Origin of the sequence: Streptomyces sp. NPDC001985, assembly GCF_040296845.1 — a bacterium.
GTDB lineage: Bacteria > Actinomycetota > Actinomycetes > Streptomycetales > Streptomycetaceae > Streptomyces.
This window is the reverse complement of the sequence record NZ_JBEOYB010000087.1, coordinates 1-20,516: the sequence shown is the minus strand read 5'-3', so window position 1 is coordinate 20,516 and position 20,516 is coordinate 1. Positions and strand designations below refer to the sequence as shown.

The following is a 20,516-nucleotide window of genomic DNA, read 5'->3' as shown; positions in this document are numbered from 1 at the left end:
GCGGACGGCCTCAGTGCGCGGCGGCCTCGAAGAGGGTGTGCATCGCCCGGCGCAGCCCGGTGATGTCCCGCACCGGCTCGGGGAAGTCGAACCGCGCATCGAAGCACTGCTCCCCGACGAACCGGACCCGCAGCCCGAAGCGGTCCAGCGCCAGGGGCACCGCCCGCAGCCGCTTGCCGTCCGGGCCCAGCGTGTCGTCGGCGCGCTCGCCGAGCAGCGCGCACAGCTCCTGGAGCTGCTCGCCGTGGGCGGAGTGCAGATGCTGGAGCAGCTCGGTCTCATGAGCGACCAGCGGGTCGACCAGGGCCCGGGCGAAGTCCTCGGCCTCGACGTCGGTGGCGCCCCACAGATCGTCCACGTACAGCTCGCCCACCTCCAGGCGGATCATCATCGAGCCCGGCTCGGCGACGCCCGGGGCGCAGGTCAGCCAGCCGGAGACCCAGGCCCGGCCGCGGATGCGGTGGGGCACCGACACGGGTGCCACATCCGTCAGCTCCAGCACGGCGGACAGCTCGTCGTCGTGGGCGTGGGTGGCGGCCCGTACGGCCGGTGAGTCCGCGGGGAAGAGCAGAAAGACCTCCCCGTCCGGGCCGATCACCCGGGCCTGCGGTGTCAGCTGGTCCGGGCGGACGGTCTCCACGCCGGGAATCAGCAGTACCGCAGAGCATGTACTCTGTACGAGAGTTCGTGTGCGTTCGGCTGCTGACGGCATCCGATCGATTTCAAGCCCGCTGGGACGCGGCTGACCATGAGCTGATCGGACCTCCGTCGCCTCGACGCTCTGCTGAGCAGCGTCGGCTTCTTCTGCGCTGTCCGTGACGCGTTTGGTGTTCCCAGGGCGAGACATGCGATCTCCTTGAGTAAGGTGAGCCTAACCTAACCTACAACGGAGGTCTGGAGAACGTGCCTAACCAGTCGCGTCCCAAGGTCAAGAAGTCTCGCGCGCTCGGCATCGCGCTGACGCCGAAGGCTGTCAAGTACTTCGAGGCCCGTCCCTACCCGCCGGGCGAGCACGGCCGTGGGCGCAAGCAGAACTCGGACTACAAGGTCCGTCTGCTGGAGAAGCAGCGCCTGCGCGCCCAGTACGACATCAGCGAGCGCCAGATGGCCCGCGCCTACGACCGCGCCCGCAAGGCCGAGGGCAAGACCGGCGAGGCCCTGGTCATCGAGCTGGAGCGTCGCCTCGACGCCCTGGTCCTGCGTTCGGGCATCGCCCGCACCATCTACCAGGCCCGCCAGATGGTTGTCCACGGCCACATCGAGGTCAACGGCGGCAAGGTCGACAAGCCGTCCTTCCGCGTCCGTCCCGACGACGTCGTGATGGTCCGCGAGCGCTCCCGCGAGAAGCCGCTGTTCCAGGTCGCCCGTGAGGGTGGCTTCGCCGCCGACGGCGAGACCCCGCGCTACCTCCAGGTGAACCTGAAGGCCCTGGCCTTCCGCCTGGACCGCGACCCGAACCGCAAGGAAGTCCCCGTGATCTGCGACGAGCAGCTCGTCGTCGAGTACTACGCCCGCTGATCCGGGCGCGGTACGACATCGCGCTTCAGCCCGCCGCCTCCCCCGCCCCTCGTGGCCGGGGAGCCGGCGGGCTCTCGCGTCTGCGGGCCGGGATATCCGGTTCGGCGCGCCACCCCGGGCGCGATAGGCTCGGGAGACAATTTCTCACTTGTCCAGCGACAAGAACCAGCGACTAGCAGGGAGCGGTGCGGCGTGACCGGTGGAGAGGTTGCCGGGATACTGGTGGCCGTGTTCTGGGCGATCCTCGTCTCCTTCCTGGCCGTGGTGCTGGCGAGGCTGGCGCAGACGCTCAAGGCGACCACCCGGCTGGTGACAGAGGTGACCGAGCAGGCAGTGCCCCTGCTCTCGGACGCGTCCGCGACCGTGCGCTCCGCGCAGACCCAGCTCGACCGGGTCGACGCGATCGCCACCGACGTCCAGGAAGTCACCTCCAACGCCTCCGCTCTCTCCACGACCGTCGCCTCCACCTTCGGAGGCCCGCTGGTCAAGGTCGCCGCCTTCGGGTACGGCGTGCGCCGGGCGATGAGCCGAAAGAGCGACGACGCCCCCCGGGAGCGGGAGCGCACCGGCCGCACGGTGATCGTCGGCCGCTCGGTGCCGTCCGCCCGCGGCGGACGCGCCCGCTGGGGCAGGAAAGGCTGACACACCATGTTCCGCCGTACCTTCTGGTTCACCGCGGGCGCAGCCGCCGGTGTGTGGGCCACCACCAAGGTCAACCGGAAGATCCAGCAGCTGACCCCCGAGAGCCTCGCGGCACAAGCCGCGAACAAGGCCATCGACGCAGGTCACAAGCTCAAGGACTTCGCCATCGACGTCCGGGCGGGAATGCTCCAGCGCGAGGAGGAGTTGGGTGAGGTGCTCGGTACGAACACCCCGCCCGACCCGGAACTGCCCGCGCAGCGCCGCCCCGCGATCGGCCGCGGCGCCCGCGCCCACGACACGCACTCCCACCACTCGTACAACCGGAATGAGGACCACTGATGGAGTCGGCTGAAATCCGCCGCCGCTGGCTGAGCTTCTTCGAGGAGCGCGGGCACACCGTCGTCCCTTCGGCGTCGCTCATCGCGGACGACCCGACTCTGCTGCTGGTCCCCGCGGGCATGGTCCCCTTCAAGCCCTACTTCCTGGGTGAGGCCAAGCCGCCGTCCCCGCGCGCCACCAGCGTGCAGAAGTGCGTCCGCACCCCGGACATCGAAGAGGTCGGCAAGACCACCCGCCACGGCACCTTCTTCCAGATGTGCGGCAACTTCTCCTTCGGCGACTACTTCAAGGAAGGCGCCATCAAGCTCGCCTGGGAGCTGCTCACCAGCTCCGTGGCGGACGGTGGCTACGGCCTGGACCCCGAGCGTCTGTGGATCACGGTCTACCAGGAGGACGACGAGGCCGAGCGGATCTGGCGCGATGTCGTCGGCGTGCCCGCCGAGCGCATCCAGCGCCTGGGCATGGGCCCCAACTTCTGGTCCATGGGCGTCCCCGGACCGTGCGGCCCCTGCTCGGAGATCAACTACGACCGGGGCCCCGAGTTCGGCGAGGAGGGCGGCCCCGCCGTCAACGACGAGCGCTATGTGGAGATCTGGAACCTGGTCTTCATGCAGTACGAGCGCGGCCCCGGCGAGGGCAAGGAGGACTTCCCGATCCTCGGGGAGCTGCCCTCCAAGAACATCGACACCGGCCTCGGTCTCGAACGTCTCGCCATGATCCTCCAGGACGTGCACAACATGTACGAGACGGACACCCTCCGTGTCGTCATGGACAAGGCCACCGAGCTGACCGGGGTGCGCTACGGCGCCGGCCACGAGACCGATGTCTCCCTGCGCGTGGTCGCCGACCACATCCGCACCTCCGTGATGCTGATCGGCGACGGCGTCACCCCCGGCAACGAGGGCCGCGGCTATGTGCTGCGCCGCATCATGCGCCGCGCCATCCGCAACATGCGGCTGATGGGCGCCACCGGGCCGGTCGTCGCCGCCCTCGCCGATGTCGTCATCACCACCATGGGCGAGCAGTACCCCGAACTGATCACCGACCGCGGCCGCATCGAGGCCGTGGCGCTGGCCGAGGAGGCCCGCTTCCTCAAGACCCTCAACGCCGGCACCAATGTCCTCGACGGGGCCATCACCGAGACCAAGTCCGGTGGCGGCACCGTGCTCGCCGGCGACAAGGCCTTCCTGCTCCACGACACCTGGGGCTTCCCCATCGATCTCACCCTGGAGATCGCCGCCGAGCAGGGCCTGAGCGTCGACGAGGACGGCTTCCGCCGTCTGATGAAGGAACAGCGCGCCAAGGCCAAGGCCGACGCCAAGGCCAAGAAGACCGGCCACGCCGACCTCTCCGCCTACCGCGAGGTCGCCGACACCGCCGGCACCACCGAGTTCACCGGCTACACCGCCACCGAGGGCGAGTCGACCATCGTCGGTCTGCTGGTCGACGGCGTCCCGTCGCCCGCCGCCACCGAGGGCGACGAGATCGAGGTCGTCCTCGACCGCACCCCCTTCTACGCCGAGGGCGGCGGCCAGCTCGCCGACCAGGGCCGGATCAAGCTCGGCTCCGGCGCCGTCATCCAGGTGCGCGATGTCCAGCAGCCGGTCCCCGGTGTCTCCGTGCACAAGGGATCGGTGCAGGTCGGCGAGGTCACCGTCGGCTCCGTGGCCTATGCCGCGATCGACACCAAGCGCCGCCGGGCCATCGCCCGCGCCCACAGCGCCACCCATCTGACCCACCAGGCGCTGCGTGACGCCCTCGGCCCGACCGCCGCCCAGGCCGGTTCGGAGAACTCCCCGGGCCGCTTCCGCTTCGACTTCGGCGCCCCCTCCGCCGTACCCGGCACGGTGCTCACCGATGTCGAGCAGCGGATCAACGAGGTCCTCTCCCGCGAGCTGGACGTCCAGGCCGAGGTCATGTCGATCGACGACGCCAAGAAGCAGGGCGCCATCGCCGAGTTCGGCGAGAAGTACGGCGAGCGGGTCCGGGTCGTCACCATCGGCGACTTCTCCAAGGAGCTGTGCGGCGGCACCCATGTCCACAACACCGCCCAGCTGGGTCTGGTGAAGCTGCTCGGCGAGTCCTCGATCGGCTCCGGTGTGCGCCGGATCGAGGCCCTCGTGGGCGTGGACGCCTACCACTTCCTCGCCCGGGAGCACACGGTCGTCGCCCAGCTCCAGGAGCTGGTCAAGGGCCGTCCCGAGGAGCTGCCGGAGAAGATCTCCGGCATGCTCGCCAAGCTGAAGGACGCCGAGAAGGAGATCGAGCGGTTCCGCGCGGAGAAGGTCCTCCAGGCCGCCGCCGGGCTCGCCCGGGACGCCCGGGACGTCCACGGGACCGCCCTGGTCACCGGGCGGGTCCCGGACGGCACCTCCGCCGACGACCTGCGCAGGCTCGTGCTCGATGTCCGCGGCCGCATCCCCGGCGACCGGCCGGCCGTGGTGGCCCTGTTCACCGTCGCCTCGGGCCGTCCGCTGACCGTCATCGCCACCAACGAGGCCGCCCGTGAGCGCGGTCTCAAGGCCGGTGACCTGGTGCGCGCCGCCGCCAAGACCCTCGGTGGCGGCGGCGGCGGCAAGCCGGACGTCGCCCAGGGCGGCGGCCAGAACCCCGACGCCGTCGACGAGGCCGTCGCCGCGGTCGAGCGTCTGGTGGCCGAAGCCAGGTGAGGCGCGGACGCCGGATCGCGCTCGACGTCGGGGACGCCCGGATCGGGGTCGCCTCGTGCGACCCCGACGGGGTCCTCGCCACCCCGGTGGAGACCGTGCCGGGACGCGATGTCCCGGCCGCCCACCGGCGGCTGCGGCAGATCGTCGAGGAGTACGAACCCATCGAGGTGGTCGTCGGGCTGCCCCGCTCGCTCAACGGCGGCGAGGGCCCGGCCGCGGTGAAGATCCGCGCGTTCACCCAGGAACTGGCCCGGGGCATCGCCCCGGTGCCGGTCCGGCTGGTGGACGAGAGGATGACCACAGTCACCGCCGCACAGGGACTCCGCGCCTCGGGCGTGAAGTCCAGAAAAGGTCGCTCTGTGATCGACCAGGCTGCCGCTGTGGTGATCCTTCAGAACGCTCTGGAGTCCGAGCGGACATCGGGGGCACCCCCCGGCGAGTCCGTCGAAGTGGTTGTCTGATCGCGATACGGTAACGTTCCGCGCGATGCGGCGGCGTTCGAACAGCCGCCGCACAACGTAGAGGCGGACCGTCCGGCCCCCTCGCGGCTGTTTGGGGAACGATGACTGAATATGGACGGGGCCCAGGCCCCGCACCGTGGCATCCGGAGGACCCGTTGTACGGGGACCAGGGGTGGACAGGTCACCAGGACCCCGCGCAGCGGACGGCGCCCTACGGAGCCGAGCAGCAGCACCAGCCGCAGCAGCCCCAGCAGTCGTACGAGAGCGGGTACCAGCAGCAGTACCCGCGGCAGGACGGGCAGGGCTACGGGGAGCAGGGATACCCCGCCGGTCAGCACCAGGACGGCCACTCCTACGGAGAACAGCAGTACGCCGCCCCCGGGCAGTACCCGGACCAGCAGCAGTACCCGAATCCGCAGCAGCCGTACCAGGACCACTCGTACGCGGAACAGCAGCAGCAGTACGCCGCCGGGGCGTGGGACGCCGGGCAGCAGACCCGGATGGCCTACGACCCGGCCCAGGCCGCGGAGCCGTACGCCGGGCAGACACCCGATCTGTACGGGACACCCGACGCCTATCCGCCGCCCGAGCCGCCCGGCCGCCGCGCCCCGAAGGCGCCCGAGCCCGGCCCCGGCGCCGAGCACGACTGGGACGCGGACCCCGGCGAGGAGTCCCACCCCTTCTTCACCGGGGATTCCGGTGCCCCCGACGACGCTGGTGACTCCGCCGCCGGCCCCGAACCGGCCGGCTCCCGGCGCGGCAGGGCCGGTGGCGGTGGCGACGCCGGGGACGGACGCGGCGGCCGGACCAGGAAGCCGAAGAAGGGCCGCAACGGCGTCGCCTGTCTGGTGGTCGCCACGGTCCTGGTCGGCGGCCTCGGCGGGGTCTCCTACTTCGGCTACCAGTTCTGGCAGGGCCAGTTCGGCCCGGCCCCCGACTACAGCGGCGCCGGCGCCGGCAGTGTGCAGGTCGAGATCCCCCCGGACTCCGGCGGGGCCGCCATCGGCCGGGTCCTCAAGAAGGCCGGTGTCGTCAAGAGCGTCGACGCCTTCGTCTCCGCGCAGAGCAACAACCCCCAGGGCAATTCCATCCAGGCGGGCGTCTACACCCTGAAGAAGAACATGTCCGCGGCGAGCGCCGTCAAGCTGATGCTCAGCCCGACCAGCCGCAACGCCCTGATCATCCCCGAGGGCAAGCGGAACACCTGGGTGTACGAGAAGATCGACGACCGTCTCCAGCTCGAATCCGGCACCACCGCGAAGGTCGCCGAGGAGCAGGCGAAGAACCTCGGACTCCCCGAGTGGGCCACCGGTCACCCCAACCTCAAGGACCCGCTGGAAGGGTTCCTCTTCCCGGCCAGCTACCCGGTCGCCAAGGGCACCAAGCCGGAGGCCGTGCTGCGGAAGATGGTCGCCCGCGCCACCCAGGAGTACGGCAAGCTCGACCTCGACGCCCAGGCCAAGAAGCTCGACCTCGAAGGGCCGTGGCAGGTCATCACGGTCGCGAGCCTGGTCCAGGCCGAGGGCAAGACCCACGACGACTTCCGGAAGATGGCCGAGGTCATCTACAACCGGCTCAAGCCCGACAACACCGAGACCAACCGGGAGCTCCAGTTCGACTCCGCCTTCAACTATCTGAGAGGGCAGAGCGAGATCAAGATCAGTGAGTCCGAGATCAACACCAATATGGACGTGTACAACACCTACACGAACACGGGTCTCACCCCCGGCCCCATCGGCAATCCGGGTATCGAGGCGCTGGAGGCCTCGCTCGACCCGACCTCCGACGGCTGGATGTACTTCGTGGCCACGGACGGCATGAACAAGACGGAATTCGCCAGGAACCACGACGAATTCGAAGTGCTGAAGGAAAAGTTCAATGACGCCGTCGGATGACCCGAACGACCCGAACGACCCGAACGACCCGAACGACCGGGACGACCGGGACGACCGGGACGACCGGGACGGGCGGCAGGAGCAGGAGGAGCGGGACCGGCCGGAGACGGCACACCGGGCCGCCGTCCTCGGCTCGCCCATCAAGCACTCCCTCTCCCCGGTGCTGCACCGCGCCGCCCACACCGCGCTGGGCCTCACCGACTGGTCGTACGGCCGCTTCGAGGTGACCGAGGACGGGCTGCCGTCCTTCGTGGAGCGGCTCGGCCCCTCCTGGGCCGGACTGTCGCTGACCATGCCGCTGAAGCGGGCGATCATCCCGCTGCTCGACGAGATCAGCGACACCGCCGCCGCCGTGGAGGCCGTCAACACCGTCGTCCTCACCGGGGACGGCCGCAGACGCGGGGACAACACCGACATCCCCGGAATGATCGCCGCCCTCGCCGAGCGGGGCGTCACCGCCGTCCCCTCGGCCGCCGTCCTCGGCGCCGGCGCCACCGCCTCCTCCGCGCTCGCCGCGCTCGCCCGGATCTGCTCGGGTCCGGTCACCGCCTATGTGCGCTCCGCCGCCCGCGCCGCCGAGATGCGCGGCTGGGGCGAGCGGCTCGGCGTGGAGGTCCGTACCGCCGACTGGGCCGACGCCGCGCAGGCGCTGCGCTTCCCGCTGACCGTGGCCACCACCCCGGCCGGTACCACCGACACCCTCGCCGCCGCCGTGCCCGACCGACCCGGCACCCTCTTCGACGTGCTCTACGACCCCTGGCCCACCGCCCTCGCGGCGGCCTGGTCCGGGCGGGGCGGAGCCGTCGTCGGTGGTCTGGACCTCCTGGTCCACCAGGCGGTGCTCCAGGTGGAGCGGATGACCGGGCACTCCCCGGCACCGCTGGCCGTGATGCGGGCGGCGGGCGAACGGGCCCTCGAATCCCGCCAGTAGCCCGCCGCGCCCCCTCCTCGCGGCGGCACGGCCCGGTCCGGCGGGCGTCCGTCAGCTGGACCGAGGGCGGGGGCACACCGCCGGACATGGGAGGATCACATCAGGCGGGCCAGGGCCGCGCACCCGGTCGCGCCCATGCATGTGGAGGCGCGAGCAGAGGAGCACCGTTGAGCAGGTTGCGTTGGCTGACAGCGGGAGAGTCGCACGGACCCGCACTGGTGGCGACCCTGGAGGGTCTTCCCGCCGGTGTGCCGATCACCACCGACATGGTGGCGGACCACCTCGCCCGGCGGCGCCTCGGCTACGGGCGCGGCGCGCGCATGAAGTTCGAGCGTGACGAGGTCACCTTCATCGGCGGCGTGCGGCACGGCCTGACCATGGGGTCCCCGGTGGCGGTCATGGTCGGCAACACCGAGTGGCCGAAGTGGGAGAAGGTCATGGCGGCCGACCCCGTCGACCCCGACGAGCTGGCGTCGATGGCCCGGAACGCCCCCCTCACCCGGCCCCGTCCCGGCCACGCGGACCTCGCCGGTATGCAGAAGTACTCCCTGGAGGAGGCCCGGCCGATCCTGGAGCGCGCCAGCGCCCGGGAGACCGCCGCCCGGGTGGCCCTCGGCGCGGTGGCCCGCTCCTACCTCAAGGAGACGGCCGGCATCGAGATCGTCTCCCATGTGGTGGAGCTGGCCGGCGCCAAGGCGCCCTACGGCGTCCACCCCACCCCCGCCGACGTGGAGCGGCTGGACGCCGACCCGGTGCGCTGTCTCGACGAGACCGCGAGCCGGGCGATGGTCGCGGAGATCGACCAGGCGCACAAGGACGGCGACACCCTCGGCGGTGTGGTCGAGGTCCTGGCGTACGGAGTCCCCGTCGGCCTCGGCTCGCACGTCCACTGGGACCGGCGGCTCGACGCCCGGCTCGCGGGCGCGCTCATGGGCATCCAGGCCATCAAGGGCGTGGAACTCGGCGACGGCTTCGACCTGGCGCGCGTCCCCGGCTCCCGGGCCCATGACGAGATCGTCGCCACCGACGACGGTCTGCGCCGCACCACCGGCCGCTCCGGAGGCACCGAGGGCGGTATGTCCACCGGTGAGCTGCTGCGGGTCCGTGCCGCGATGAAGCCGATCGCGACCGTGCCCAAGGCGCTGGCCACCGTCGACATCACCACCGGCGAGGCCGCCGCCGCCCACCACCAGCGCTCCGACGTCGCCGCCGTGCCCGCCGCGGGCATCGTCGCGGAGGCCATGGTGGCCCTGGTGCTCGCGGACGCCGTGGCGGAGAAGTTCGGCGGCGACAACGTCTCCGAGACCCGCCGCAACGTCCGCTCCTACCTCGATCATCTGAACATCCGGTGAGCGCCCCGGTGATCGTCCTGGTCGGACCCATGGGCGCGGGCAAGTCGACCGTCGGCGAGCTGCTCGCCGAGCGGCTCGGCGTGCCCTACCGGGACACCGACGCCGATATCGTCGCCGCCCAGGGGCGAGAGATCGCGGACATCTTCGTCGACGACGGCGAGCCCCGCTTCCGCGAGCTGGAGCGCGCGGCCGTACGGGACGCGGTCGCCGCGCACACCGGCGTACTCGCCCTCGGCGGCGGCGCGGTCCTCGACGAGTCGACCCGTGCCCTGCTGAGCGGGCTGCCCGTGGTCTTCCTCTCGCTCGACGTGGAGGAGGCGGTGCGCCGCACCGGCCTGAACCAGGCCCGGCCGCTGCTCGCCGTCAACCCGCGCCGCCAGTGGCGGGAGCTGATGGACGCCCGCCGCCATCTGTACACCGAGGTGGCCCGTGTGGTCGTGGCCACCGATGAACGCACCCCCGAAGAGGTCGCCGACGCGGTCCTCGACGCTTTGGAGCTGAAGGACGAATGACCGAGCAGTCTGTGACCCGTATCCAGGTCGGCGGTACGGAGGGCACCGCGCCGTACGAGGTACTGGTGGGCCGGCAGCTCCTCGGCGAGCTGCCCGGGCTGATCGGTGGCACCGGGGCTCCCACCAGGGTGGCGGTCCTCCACCCGGAGGCCCTGGACGGCACCGGCGAGGCGATCCGCGAGGATCTGGCGGCGCAGGGCTACGAGGTCATCGCCATCCAGCTGCCCAACGCCGAGGAGTCCAAGACCGCCGAGGTCGCCGCGTACTGCTGGAAGGCGCTCGGCCGGACCGGCTTCACCCGCAGCGATGTGATCATCGGGGTCGGCGGCGGCGCCACCACCGACCTCGCGGGCTTCGTCGCGGCCACCTGGCTGCGCGGGGTGCGCTGGATCGCGGTGCCCACGACCGTCCTCGGCATGGTGGACGCGGCGGTCGGCGGCAAGACCGGGATCAACACCGCCGAGGGCAAGAACCTCGTCGGCGCGTTCCACCCGCCCGCCGGTGTCCTCTGCGACCTGGCCGCGCTCGACTCGCTGCCGGTCAACGACTACGTCAGCGGTCTGGCCGAGATCATCAAGGCCGGTTTCATCGCGGACCCCGTGATCCTGGAGCTGGTGGAGGCCGACCCGGCGGGGGCCCGCACCCCGCAGGGGCAGCACACCGCCGAGCTGATCGAGCGCTCCATCCGGGTCAAGGCGGAGGTCGTCTCCGGCGACCTCAAGGAGTCCGGCCGGCGCGAGATCCTCAACTACGGCCACACCCTCGCCCACGCCATCGAGAAGAACGAGCGGTACAAGTGGCGCCACGGCGCGGCCGTCTCCGTCGGCATGGTCTTCGCCGCCGAGCTGGGCCGGCTGGCGGGCCGGCTGGACGACGCCACCGCCGACCGGCACCGCGCGGTGCTGGAGTCCGTGGGGCTGCCGCTGACCTACCGGGGCGACCAGTGGCCCAAGCTGCTGGAGACCATGAAGGTCGACAAGAAGTCGCGGGGCAATCTGCTGCGCTTCATCGTCCTGGACGGCCTCGGCAGGCCCACGGTGCTGGAGGGCCCCGACCCGGCCGTCCTGCTCGCCGCCTACGGGGAGGTCTCGGCGTGAGCCGCCGGGTGCTGGTCCTCAACGGCCCCAACCTGGGGCGGCTCGGCTCCCGTGAGCCCGATGTCTACGGCGCGACCTCGTACGCCGGTCTGGTGGAGACCTGCCGGGCGCTCGGCGCGGAGCTGGGCTTCGATGTGGACGTCCGCGAGACCAACGACGAGGGCGAGCTGATCCGCTGGCTCCACGAGGCGGCCGACGGCTCGATCCCCGTGGTCCTGAACCCCGGCGCCTTCACCCACTACTCGTACGGGATGCGGGACGCCGCCGCCCAGCGCACCGCGCCCCTGATCGAGGTGCACATCTCCAACCCGTACACCCGGGAGACCTTCCGGCACACCTCGGTGGTCGCCGCCGTCGCCAGCGCCACCATCGCGGGCTTCGGCGTCGGCTCCTACCGGCTGGCGCTGCGCGCGCTCGCCGAGGAACTCTCCGTCTGACCGGGGCCGGTGCGGCCGGGTCTCGCGTGGCCGGGCCCCGCTGACCGGGGCCTCTGCGGCCGGGTCTCGTGCGGCCGGGGCCGGTGCGGCCGGGGCCTCTGCGGCCGGGTCTCGTGAGGCCGGGGCCTCTGCGGCCGGGTCTCGTGCGGCCGGGGCCGGTGCGGTCGGTGCTCGTGTGGCCGGGGCCGGTGCGGTCGGTGCTCGTGCGGTCGGTGCTCGTGCGGCCGGGGCCGGTGCGGCCGGTGCGGCCCGGGAATTGCCCGGCCGCGCGGGGCACTTCGGGCCGCGCCCGGCCGTTCATCCGGTGACGGCCCCGGGCTCCGGAAGGAAGATTCACCACCCCTCCCGGGGGTACCTTTCGATGGCGGCGCCCGCCGGGGCTCCGCCACACAGCGTCAGTCGCACGAGAGATACGGAGTGGCACCGGATGCAGCACGCAGTGGGGGCACCACTGCCGGGGCCCCAGGGACCGGGGCAGGGGCAGCCCGGCTGGACACACGGCGCCCACCCCGGGCAGCCCCCTGTGCCCCCGCCGCCCCGGACACCGCCCCCGCCGCCCGCCGGGACCCCGCACCCCGGCGCGCCGCCGCCCGCCCCCGGCTGGACCCCGGCCCCGCCCTGCCCGCCGGGCTCCGCCGCGCCGCGCGGCCTCACCGGCCAGGTGCAGCTGCCCCCCGGCGGTCCCGTGCCGCTGCCCGAGCACTCCCCGGCCGACAGCGGTGTCTCCACCGCGACCCTCGCCGTCCTCCTCATCGGCCCCGCCGGCGCCGGGAAGACCACCGTGGCCCGCCACTGGGCGAGCCGCCGCCGGGTCCCCACCGCCCACATCAGCCTCGACGATGTCCGCGAATGGGTCCGCTCCGGTTTCGCCAACCCCCAGTCGGGGTGGAACGAGCACTCCGAGGCCCAGTACCGCCTGGCCCGCCGCACCTGCGGCTTCTCCGCCCGCAACTTCCTCGCCAACGGCATCTCCTGCATCCTCGACGACGCCGTCTTCCCGGACTGGCCCGTTGTCGGCCTTGGCGGCTGGAAGCGCCATGTGGGCCCCGGGCTGCTGCCCGTCGTCCTCCTCCCCGGCCTGGAGATCGTCCTGGAGCGCAACGCCGCGCGCAGCGGCAACCGCCGCCTCGGCGACGAGGAGGTGGCGACCATCCACGGCCGCATGGCCGGCTGGTACGGCTCGGGCCTCCCGATCATCGACAACTCGAAGTACGACGTGGAGACCACCGCCCGCGCGCTGGACGACGCGCTCTCCCGCTCCGTCGCCAGCCCGCCGAGCTGGTAGTCCCCGGTCCCGCGCACCGGCGCACCGTCGGAGGCCGCACCCCGGTCGGACGCGCTGGCCGGGCCGAGCCGCCGCCCCGCTCGTACGATCGGGGCATGTCTGAGGTGTATGGGGTCCGCCGCGACCGGCTGCGTGACCGGTGCGCGGCCACCGGCAGCGCCGGGGCCCTCGTCTCCCGGCCCGCCAATGTGCGCTATCTCGCCGGTGGCGCTCCGCCCGGAGCCGTCCTGCTGCTCGGACCCGCCGAGGACACCCTGCTCTGCCCCCGCGCCCCCACCGGCGACCCCTCCGACGGGCGGCTCGACGAGCGGCTGCGGCTGACCGTGCTGCCCACCTGCACCGGGGACCCCGCCGTCGCCGCGGCGGAGCTGGCCCGCACGGCGGGCGAGGCGTCCCTCGCGGTGGAGGAGCACCACCTCACCGTCGCCCGGCACCGCGCGCTCCGCTCCGTAGCGCCCCGGCTCCACCTCGCCGATCTGGGGCTCGCCGTCGAGCAGCAGCGGATCGTGAAGGACGAGGAGGAGATCGCCTGTCTGCGGATCGCCGCCGAGATCACCGATCAGGCCCTCGGCGAGCTGCTCGAATCGATCCTCGTCGGCCGCACCGAGCGCCATCTCGCCCTGGAGCTGGAGCGCCGGCTCATCGACCACGGGGCCGACGGCCCCGCCTTCCCCACCTCGGTCGCCACCGGCCCCAACTCCGGCCGCCGGGCGCACCACCCCACCGACCGCCGGGTCGAGGAGGGGGATTTTCTCTCCGTCTGCGTCGGTGCCGACTACCGCGGCTACCGCTGTGAGATCGGCCGTACCTTTGTGATCGGCACATCTCCGGCCGAGTGGCAGATCGAGCTGTACGACCTGGTCTTCGCCGCCCAGCGGGCCGCTCGGGAGGCCCTCGTACCGGGCGTGGCCTACCGGGACGTGGACCTCGCGGCCCGCCAGATCCTGAGCGCGGCGGGCCACGGCGAGGGCCTGGCACCGCTCACCGGGCACGGCGTGGGGCTCGAAATCAACGAGGACCCGCAGTTGGCCCCGGCGGCCATGGGTAAACTGGACGCTTGCGTGCCGGTCACCGTCGAACCGGGGGTCCACCTTCCGGGCCGGGGCGGTGTCCGGATCGATGACACGCTCGTCGTGCGCCAGGAGGCGGACGGCGGACCCGAGCTACTCACCATCACGACCAAGGAGCTGCTCGCGCTCTAGCGCGTACCGCCGCAGCACCCCGGTCGTCCACCAGCGTCAGTCCAGGAGATTCCGCAACCGTGGCTTCCACGAACGACCTCAAGAACGGCATGGTGCTCAAGCTCGACAACGACCAGCTCTGGTCCGTCGTCGAGTTCCAGCACGTCAAGCCCGGCAAGGGCCCGGCCTTTGTGCGCACCAAGCTCAAGAACGTGCTCTCCGGCAAGATCGTCGACAAGACGTTCAACGCCGGCGTGAAGGTCGAGACGGCCACCGTCGACCGCCGTGACATGCAGTTCTCGTACATGGACGGCGACTACTTCGTCTTCATGGACATGCAGACGTACGACCAGCTGCATGTCGCGCGCCCCGCCGTCGGCGACGCCGCGAACTTCCTGATCGAGGGCTTCACCGCCACCGTCGCCACGCACGAGGGCGAGGTGCTCTACGTCGAGCTGCCCGCCGCCGTCGAGCTGGTCATCTCGGAGACCGAGCCCGGTGTCCAGGGCGACCGCTCCACCGGTGGCACCAAGCCCGCGACGCTGGAGACCGGCTACACCGTGCAGGTCCCCCTCTTCATCACCACCGGTGAGAAGATCAAGGTCGACACGCGCTCCGGTGACTACCTCAGCCGGGTGAACAGCTAACCGTGGCCGCCCGCAACAAGGCCCGTAAGCGCGCCTTCCAGATCCTCTTCGAGGCCGACCAGCGCGGTACGAGCGTGCAGACGGTCCTCGCGGACTGGATTCGGCACTCACGGACCGACACCCGGCAGCCTCCGGTCACCGAGTACACCATGGAGCTGGTCGAGGGGTACGCGCAGTACGCGGCCCGTATCGACGAGCTGATCTCCACCTACGCGGTGGACTGGGAGCTCGACCGGATGCCCGTCGTGGACCGGAACATCATCCGCCTCAGCACCTATGAGCTGGTGTGGGTGGACGGCACCCCGGACGCCGTGGTGATCGACGAGGCGGTGGGGCTCGCCAAGGAGTTCTCCACCGAGGAGTCCCCCTCGTTCATCAACGGCATGCTCGGCCGCTTCAAGGAGCTGAAGCCGAACCTGCGCCGCGACTGAAGCGCGGCGGACCAGCCGCTCCGGCCCGGTGTGGACGACGATCGCCGTCGTCCGCGCCGGGCCCGGCGCGTTCTCGGGCCGGACGCGTTCTCGGGCCGGGCGCGGGCGCCGGTACGCGTGTGTCCGGGCGTCCGGGGCGTCCGGTGCGGGAGACCCCCGGGTGGGGGAGGGGCCGGGAATTCTCCGCGGCCGGTGGTTCCGCCCCGGTGGGGCCCGCCGGCCCATTGCTCCGAATGGGTGGCGGGGGCCGCGCGGGCGGCGCGCGCGGCTGTCCCGGGACCGGCCGCGCGCTCCCCGGTCCGTACCCGCCTCCGCCTGTCCGGCGATCGGGTCCTGCCGCCGCCCTACGGCCTCGGCGGGCCCGGAAGGGGCACGGGGGGCCGGAGGGGCGCCCGGGGCTTCAGCGAGGCCGTTGAACGGCTCTCCGCGGGCCCTGCGGGCCTGCGCCCGGGACCGGGTCGGTCCGTGCCCGGGCCTGCGCCCCGGACCGGCCCCGGGCAGCCGACAGGGATGACCCGGCGCGGTACGGGGTAAGCACCGGGGGCGGGCCCGCTTCTCGCGGACCCGCCCCCGATGTGACGTTTCTCCTCAGGCCTCCGATAGCGGAGACCGCCGGTGCCGGAGTCCTCCCGGCCGGAGACCGGCCCCTGGAGGCGGCCTCAGCTCTCCTCGTGGGAGACCGCGCGACGCGCGTCCGCGTCCAGCACGCCCCAGCTGATGAGCTGCTCGGTCAGGACCGAGGGCGACTGGTCGTAGATGACGGCGAGGGTGCGCAGATCGTCCTGGCGGATCGAGAGCACCTTGCCGTTGTAGTCCCCGCGCTGGGACTGGATCGTGGCGGCGTAGCGCTGGAGCGGGCCCGCCTTCTCGGCCGGCACATGCGCGAGGCGCTCCAGGTCGAGAACGAGCTTCGGCGGCGGCTCGGCCGCTCCGCCCGGCGTCGTGCCGGGAAGCAGCTCCTGGACCGGAACCCCGTAGAAGTCCGCCAGCTCGGCCAGGCGCTGCACGGTCACGGCACGGTCGCCGCGCTCGTAGGACCCGACCACCACGGCCTTCCAGCGGCCCTGGGACTTCTCTTCCACGCCGTGGAGGGAGAGCCCCTGCTGCGTGCGGATGGCGCGGAGCTTGGCCCCGAGCTGTTTTGCGTATTCGCTGGACATATAGCTCCCCGGACGCTGTGGCGACGTGACGACCTGCGGCTCCGCCGCGCGGCTGGTAACTCACTGTGAGGTTACGCAGAGTTACTTGGATGCGTCAAGCCGAATGGTCCGGACCGGTCTGTTGTCATGATCCGCACCGGCTCCGAGCTGCGCTTCCGTGCCAGGTCGACGACGGGACCCCCGAGTGGACGCCCGCCGGGGCCCTGGTACGGTGGTGACGCAATTTCGACGTCCTTTAAGGTCCGTCCCGTGAGGCGGAGAAGGAGGTCCGTTTCATATGGACACGCACAGCTCCGATGTCGCACGCCCCGTTCTCGAGGCTCCCGACATCGCGCGGGTACTGACCCGCATCGCCCACGAGATCGTCGAACGCGCCAAGGGCGCCGACGACGTGGTCCTCCTCGGCATCCCCACGCGCGGCGTCTTCCTCGCCCGCAGGCTCGCCGGGAAACTGGAGGAGATCACCGGCCGCACGATGCCGGTCGGCTCCCTCGACATCACCATGTACCGCGACGACCTGCGCCTGCGACCCGCCCGCGCACTGGCCCGCACCGACATCCCCGGCGAGGGCGTCGACGGCCGGCTCGTCGTCCTCGTGGACGATGTCCTCTTCTCCGGCCGCACCATCCGAGCGGCGCTCGACGCGCTCGGCGACATCGGCCGCCCCCGCGCCGTCCAGCTCGCCGTCCTGGTCGACCGGGGCCACCGCGAACTGCCCATCCGCGCCGACTACGTGGGCAAGAACCTCCCCACCTCGCTGCGGGAGACCGTCAAGGTCCAGCTCTCCGAGGAGGACGGCCGCGACACCGTACTGCTCGGCATCCGCGAGACCGCACCCGCGACCGCCCACGCCACCGAGCAGTAGCACCCGCACCCACCGACCCGCCGCCCGGCGGGTCCCGTGCGCCCGCATGCCCGCCGCGCCCCCGCGGCAGGCCGCGTCCGCGAGCCTTCCCTCCCGACCCGCGAACCATCGGAGCCCCTCGGATGAAGCACCACCTCATCTCGGCCGCCGACCTCACCCGTGACGACGCCGTCCTCATCCTCGACACCGCCGAGGAGATGGCCCGCGTCGCCGACCGGCCGATCAAGAAACTTCCCACCCTCCGCGGCCGTACCGTCGTCAACCTCTTCTTCGAGGACTCGACCCGGACCCGCATCTCCTTCGAGGCCGCCGCCAAGCGCCTCTCCGCCGATGTCATCAACTTCTCCGCCAAGGGCTCCTCGGTCTCCAAGGGCGAATCCCTCAAGGACACCGCGCTCACCCTGGAGGCGATGGGCGCCGATGCCGTCGTCATCCGCCACCACGCCTCCGGCGCCCCCTACCGGCTGGCCAACTCCGGCTGGATCGACAGCGCGGTTGTCAACGCGGGCGACGGCACCCACGAGCACCCCACCCAGGCCCTGCTGGACGCCTTCACCATGCGCCGCCGGCTCGTCGGACGGGACGCCGGAATCGGCCGCGACCTCTCCGGCCGCCGGATCACCGTCGTCGGCGACGTCCTGCACAGCCGGGTCGCCCGCTCCAACGTCCTGCTGCTCCACACCCTCGGCGCCGAGGTCACCCTCGTCGCCCCGCCGACCCTGGTCCCCATCGGCGTCGAACAGTGGCCCTGCGAGGTCTCCTACGACCTGGACGCGGTCCTGCCCAAGTCCGACGCGGTGATGATGCTCCGGGTCCAGCGCGAGCGGATGAACGCGGCCTTCTTCCCCACCGAGCGCGAGTACGCCCGCCGCTACGGACTCGACGGGGAGCGCATGGCCCGGATGCCGGAACACTCCATCGTCATGCACCCCGGCCCCATGAACCGGGGCATGGAGATCACGGCCGAGGTCGCCGACTCCGACCGCTGCACGGCCGTCGAACAGGTCGCCAACGGCGTCTCCACCCGGATGGCCGTCCTCTATCTGCTGCTCGGCGGCGCCGAACCCGCCGTCACCCACACCCCCGCCCGCACCGAGGAGACCAAGTAACCATGAGCAAGATCCTTATCCGGGGCGCGAAGGTGCTCGGCGGCGAGGTCCGGGACATCCTGATCGACGGCGAGACCATCGCCGAAGCGGGCAGCGGACTCTCCGCCGAGGGTGCGCGGGTCGTCGAGGCCCAGGGGCAGATCCTCCTCCCCGGCCTCGTCGACCTCCACACCCACCTCCGCGAGCCCGGCCGCGAGGACTCCGAGACCGTCCTCACCGGCACCAGGGCGGCGGCGGTCGGCGGCTTCACCGCCGTCCACGCCATGGCCAACACCTTCCCCGTCGCCGACACCGCCGGCGTCGTCGAGCAGGTCTACCGGCTCGGCAAGGAGTCCGGCTACTGCGACGTCCAGCCGGTCGGCGCCGTCACCGTCGGCCTGGAGGGCAAGCAGCTCGCCGAGCTGGGCGCCATGCACGACTCCGCCGCCGGGGTGAGGGTCTTCTCCGACGACGGCAAGTGCGTCGACGACGCCGTGATCATGCGCCGGGCGCTGGAGTACGTGAAGGCCTTCGACGGCGTCATCGCCCAGCACGCCCAGGAGCCCCGGCTCACCGAGGGTGCCCAGATGAACGAGGGCATCGTCTCCGCCGAGCTGGGCCTCGGCGGCTGGCCCGCCGTCGCCGAGGAGTCGATCATCGCCCGCGATGTCCTCCTCGCCGCCCACGTCGGCTCCCGGGTGCACATCTGCCACCTCTCCACCGCCGGTTCCGTCGAGATCATCCGCTGGGCCAAGTCCAAGGGCTGGAATGTGACCGCCGAGGTCACCCCCCACCACCTGCTCCTCACCGACGAACTCGTCCGCACCTACAACCCCGTCTACAAGGTGAACCCGCCGCTGCGCACCGAGGCCGATGTCCTCGCCCTGCGCGAGGCCCTCGCCGACGGCACCATCGACTGTGTCGCCACCGACCACGCCCCGCACCCGCACGAGGACAAGGACTGCGAGTGGGGCGCGGCGGCCATGGGCATGGTGGGCCTGGAGACCGCACTCTCCGTCGTCCAGGAGACGATGGTCGAGACCGGGCTGCTGGACTGGGCCGGGGTCGCCGACCGGATGTCCTTCCGCCCCGCGGTGATCGGCCGCCTCACCGGCCACGGCCGCCCCATCGCTCCGGGCGAGCCCGCCAACGTGACACTCGTCGATCCGGCATACCGTGGAGCAGTGGACCCCGCGGGCTTCGCCTCCCGCAGCCGCAACACCCCCTACCAGGGCCGTGAGCTGCCGGGACGCGTCACTCACACCTTCCTGCGGGGCCGGGCAACGGTATTCGACGGGAAACTCGCGTGACATCACTCACCCACATCGCAGCCCAGATCGCCGCGGAGAAGAAGTCCGCGGAGGTCACCGACTGGGCGGCCCGCATCGGCTGGGTCGTCGGACTGCTGCTCTTCATCGCCCTCGTCTACTGGCTGATGCGCCAGGGCTGGAAATGGCGCGGCAGCCTCCAGTCCGGCCTGCCCGAGCTGCCGGCCGCACCGGAGACCCCGGGCGAGCCCCTGCTCCGGCTGACCGGCCGCTACCACGGCTCGACCACGGCCGGGCAGTGGCTCGACCGGATCGTGGCCCATGGCCTCGGTGTCCGCAGCCGGGTCGAGCTGACCCTCACCGACGAGGGACTCCGGGCCGTACGCCCCGGCGCGACCGATTTCTTCATCCCCTCGGCCGCCCTGCGCGAGGCCAGGCTCGACAAGGGCATCGCCGGGAAGGTCCTCGCCGAGGGCGGGCTCCTGGTCATCACCTGGGAGCACGGCGACACCCTGATCGACTCCGGCATCCGTTCCGACACGGCTGCCGAGCACAACGAGTGGGTCACCACCTTGAACCACCTGATCAACACGACGGAAGGCGCACGATGACGACCTCCAGCAGGGGAGCCGGCCAGGCTCCCGCCGTCCTTGTTCTGGAGGATGGCCGTGTGTTTCGCGGTCGTGCTTTCGGGGCTGTGGGGGAGACGTTTGGTGAGGCGGTGTTCAGTACGGGGAT

22 protein-coding genes are annotated in these 20,516 nt (G+C 71.9%); 20 read left to right on the top strand and 2 right to left on the bottom strand.

Features of this window, described 5'->3' with window-relative positions; translation table 11 throughout:
- Window positions 1-10: 10 nt before the first annotated feature.
- Window positions 11-712, bottom strand: a complete 702-nt coding sequence (locus tag ABT122_RS29045; protein WP_351558341.1) for a DUF2470 domain-containing protein — start codon at window positions 710-712, stop codon at window positions 11-13.
- A gap of 191 nt (window positions 713-903) precedes the next feature.
- Here ABT122_RS29045 and rpsD point away from each other — a divergent pair, with 191 nt between their 5' ends.
- From rpsD to nusB, 15 genes are all read left to right on the top strand, one after another.
- Window positions 904-1,518 carry a 30S ribosomal protein S4 gene (rpsD, locus tag ABT122_RS29040; RefSeq protein ID WP_351558339.1) on the top strand — a complete coding sequence of 205 codons (615 nt, stop codon included), beginning with the start codon at window positions 904-906 and terminating at the stop codon, window positions 1,516-1,518.
- Window positions 1,519-1,710: 192 nt separating this feature from the next.
- Window positions 1,711-2,160, top strand: a complete 450-nt coding sequence (locus ABT122_RS29035; RefSeq protein WP_351558337.1) for a DUF948 domain-containing protein — start codon at window positions 1,711-1,713, stop codon at window positions 2,158-2,160.
- Between the two features lie 6 nt (window positions 2,161-2,166).
- A complete protein-coding gene (locus ABT122_RS29030) occupies window positions 2,167-2,499 on the top strand; it encodes a DUF6167 family protein (RefSeq protein ID WP_351558335.1) in 333 nt (110 codons plus the stop codon).
- Window positions 2,499-5,168 (top strand): alanine--tRNA ligase, encoded by a 2,670-nt coding sequence (gene alaS, locus ABT122_RS29025; RefSeq protein WP_351558333.1) that lies wholly within the window; start codon window positions 2,499-2,501, stop codon window positions 5,166-5,168. The genes ABT122_RS29030 and alaS overlap by 1 nt, the downstream gene beginning before the upstream one ends.
- A complete protein-coding gene (gene ruvX, locus ABT122_RS29020; RefSeq protein WP_351558331.1) occupies window positions 5,165-5,629 on the top strand; it encodes a Holliday junction resolvase RuvX in 465 nt (154 codons plus the stop codon). Before alaS ends, ruvX begins: the two co-directional genes overlap by 4 nt.
- Window positions 5,630-5,730: 101 nt before the next feature.
- On the top strand, window positions 5,731-7,524 hold the full coding sequence (mltG, locus tag ABT122_RS29015) for an endolytic transglycosylase MltG (RefSeq protein WP_351558329.1): 1,794 nt from the start codon (window positions 5,731-5,733) through the stop codon (window positions 7,522-7,524).
- Entirely contained in the window at window positions 7,508-8,455 is a 948-nt protein-coding gene (locus ABT122_RS29010) for a shikimate dehydrogenase (RefSeq protein WP_351558327.1), read from the top strand. Before mltG ends, ABT122_RS29010 begins: the two co-directional genes overlap by 17 nt.
- Before the next feature lie 167 nt (window positions 8,456-8,622).
- Window positions 8,623-9,807 carry a chorismate synthase gene (gene aroC, locus ABT122_RS29005; protein ID WP_351558325.1) on the top strand — a complete coding sequence of 395 codons (1,185 nt, stop codon included), beginning with the start codon at window positions 8,623-8,625 and terminating at the stop codon, window positions 9,805-9,807.
- Window positions 9,804-10,319, top strand: coding sequence for a shikimate kinase (locus tag ABT122_RS29000; RefSeq protein ID WP_351558323.1), 516 nt, complete (start codon window positions 9,804-9,806; stop codon window positions 10,317-10,319). The genes aroC and ABT122_RS29000 overlap by 4 nt, the downstream gene beginning before the upstream one ends.
- Entirely contained in the window at window positions 10,316-11,416 is a 1,101-nt protein-coding gene (gene aroB / locus ABT122_RS28995) for a 3-dehydroquinate synthase (protein WP_351558321.1), read from the top strand. The genes ABT122_RS29000 and aroB overlap by 4 nt, the downstream gene beginning before the upstream one ends.
- Window positions 11,413-11,853, top strand: coding sequence for a type II 3-dehydroquinate dehydratase (locus ABT122_RS28990; RefSeq protein WP_351558319.1), 441 nt, complete (start codon window positions 11,413-11,415; stop codon window positions 11,851-11,853). The genes aroB and ABT122_RS28990 overlap by 4 nt, the downstream gene beginning before the upstream one ends.
- A 427-nt stretch (window positions 11,854-12,280) precedes the next feature.
- Window positions 12,281-13,138: a Pro-rich N-terminal domain-containing protein gene (locus ABT122_RS28985; RefSeq protein ID WP_351558317.1), complete on the top strand. Its 858-nt coding sequence runs from the start codon at window positions 12,281-12,283 to the stop codon at window positions 13,136-13,138.
- A 95-nt stretch (window positions 13,139-13,233) separates the two neighbouring features.
- Window positions 13,234-14,340: an aminopeptidase P family protein gene (locus ABT122_RS28980; RefSeq protein ID WP_351558315.1), complete on the top strand. Its 1,107-nt coding sequence runs from the start codon at window positions 13,234-13,236 to the stop codon at window positions 14,338-14,340.
- Between the two features lie 59 nt (window positions 14,341-14,399).
- The gene (efp, locus tag ABT122_RS28975; protein WP_351558313.1) at window positions 14,400-14,966 is read left to right on the top strand and encodes an elongation factor P; all 567 of its coding nucleotides are present in this window, start codon (window positions 14,400-14,402) and stop codon (window positions 14,964-14,966) included.
- A 2-nt stretch (window positions 14,967-14,968) separates the two neighbouring features.
- Window positions 14,969-15,397 (top strand): transcription antitermination factor NusB, encoded by a 429-nt coding sequence (gene nusB / locus ABT122_RS28970; RefSeq protein WP_351558311.1) that lies wholly within the window; start codon window positions 14,969-14,971, stop codon window positions 15,395-15,397.
- A gap of 659 nt (window positions 15,398-16,056) precedes the next feature.
- Here nusB and bldD read toward each other — a convergent pair.
- Window positions 16,057-16,557 carry a transcriptional regulator BldD gene (gene bldD, locus ABT122_RS28965; RefSeq protein ID WP_003956405.1) on the bottom strand — a complete coding sequence of 167 codons (501 nt, stop codon included), beginning with the start codon at window positions 16,555-16,557 and terminating at the stop codon, window positions 16,057-16,059.
- A 277-nt stretch (window positions 16,558-16,834) separates the two neighbouring features.
- Here bldD and pyrR point away from each other — a divergent pair, with 277 nt between their 5' ends.
- The 5 genes from pyrR to ABT122_RS28940 all read left to right on the top strand — a co-directional run.
- Entirely contained in the window at window positions 16,835-17,422 is a 588-nt protein-coding gene (gene pyrR, locus ABT122_RS28960; RefSeq protein WP_351558309.1) for a bifunctional pyr operon transcriptional regulator/uracil phosphoribosyltransferase PyrR, read from the top strand.
- A 122-nt stretch (window positions 17,423-17,544) separates the two neighbouring features.
- Window positions 17,545-18,531, top strand: coding sequence for an aspartate carbamoyltransferase catalytic subunit (locus tag ABT122_RS28955; protein ID WP_351558307.1), 987 nt, complete (start codon window positions 17,545-17,547; stop codon window positions 18,529-18,531).
- Window positions 18,532-18,533: 2 nt separating this feature from the next.
- Window positions 18,534-19,820 (top strand): dihydroorotase, encoded by a 1,287-nt coding sequence (locus tag ABT122_RS28950; RefSeq protein ID WP_351558305.1) that lies wholly within the window; start codon window positions 18,534-18,536, stop codon window positions 19,818-19,820.
- A complete protein-coding gene (locus tag ABT122_RS28945) occupies window positions 19,817-20,389 on the top strand; it encodes a PH-like domain-containing protein (protein ID WP_351558303.1) in 573 nt (190 codons plus the stop codon). The genes ABT122_RS28950 and ABT122_RS28945 overlap by 4 nt, the downstream gene beginning before the upstream one ends.
- Window positions 20,386-20,516: carbamoyl-phosphate synthase domain-containing protein (locus ABT122_RS28940; protein WP_351558355.1), on the top strand; the 131-nt coding region annotated here is incomplete at its 3' end. The genes ABT122_RS28945 and ABT122_RS28940, both read left to right, overlap by 4 nt.

Coding starts and splice junctions, on each gene's coding strand:
- ABT122_RS29045 (WP_351558341.1), bottom strand. CDS start 712: ATGCCGTCAGCAGCCGAACGCACACGAACTCTCGTACAGAGTACATGC.
- ABT122_RS28985 (WP_351558317.1), top strand. CDS start 12,281: ATGCAGCACGCAGTGGGGGCACCACTGCCGGGGCCCCAGGGACCGGGG.
- ABT122_RS29030 (WP_351558335.1), top strand. CDS start 2,167: ATGTTCCGCCGTACCTTCTGGTTCACCGCGGGCGCAGCCGCCGGTGTG.
- alaS (WP_351558333.1), top strand. CDS start 2,499: ATGGAGTCGGCTGAAATCCGCCGCCGCTGGCTGAGCTTCTTCGAGGAG.
- ABT122_RS28980 (WP_351558315.1), top strand. CDS start 13,234: ATGTCTGAGGTGTATGGGGTCCGCCGCGACCGGCTGCGTGACCGGTGC.
- bldD (WP_003956405.1), bottom strand. CDS start 16,557: ATGTCCAGCGAATACGCAAAACAGCTCGGGGCCAAGCTCCGCGCCATC.
- ABT122_RS28955 (WP_351558307.1), top strand. CDS start 17,545: ATGAAGCACCACCTCATCTCGGCCGCCGACCTCACCCGTGACGACGCC.
- ABT122_RS29010 (WP_351558327.1), top strand. CDS start 7,508: ATGACGCCGTCGGATGACCCGAACGACCCGAACGACCCGAACGACCCG.
- aroB (WP_351558321.1), top strand. CDS start 10,316: ATGACCGAGCAGTCTGTGACCCGTATCCAGGTCGGCGGTACGGAGGGC.
- mltG (WP_351558329.1), top strand. CDS start 5,731: ATGACTGAATATGGACGGGGCCCAGGCCCCGCACCGTGGCATCCGGAG.
- pyrR (WP_351558309.1), top strand. CDS start 16,835: ATGGACACGCACAGCTCCGATGTCGCACGCCCCGTTCTCGAGGCTCCC.
- ABT122_RS28950 (WP_351558305.1), top strand. CDS start 18,534: ATGAGCAAGATCCTTATCCGGGGCGCGAAGGTGCTCGGCGGCGAGGTC.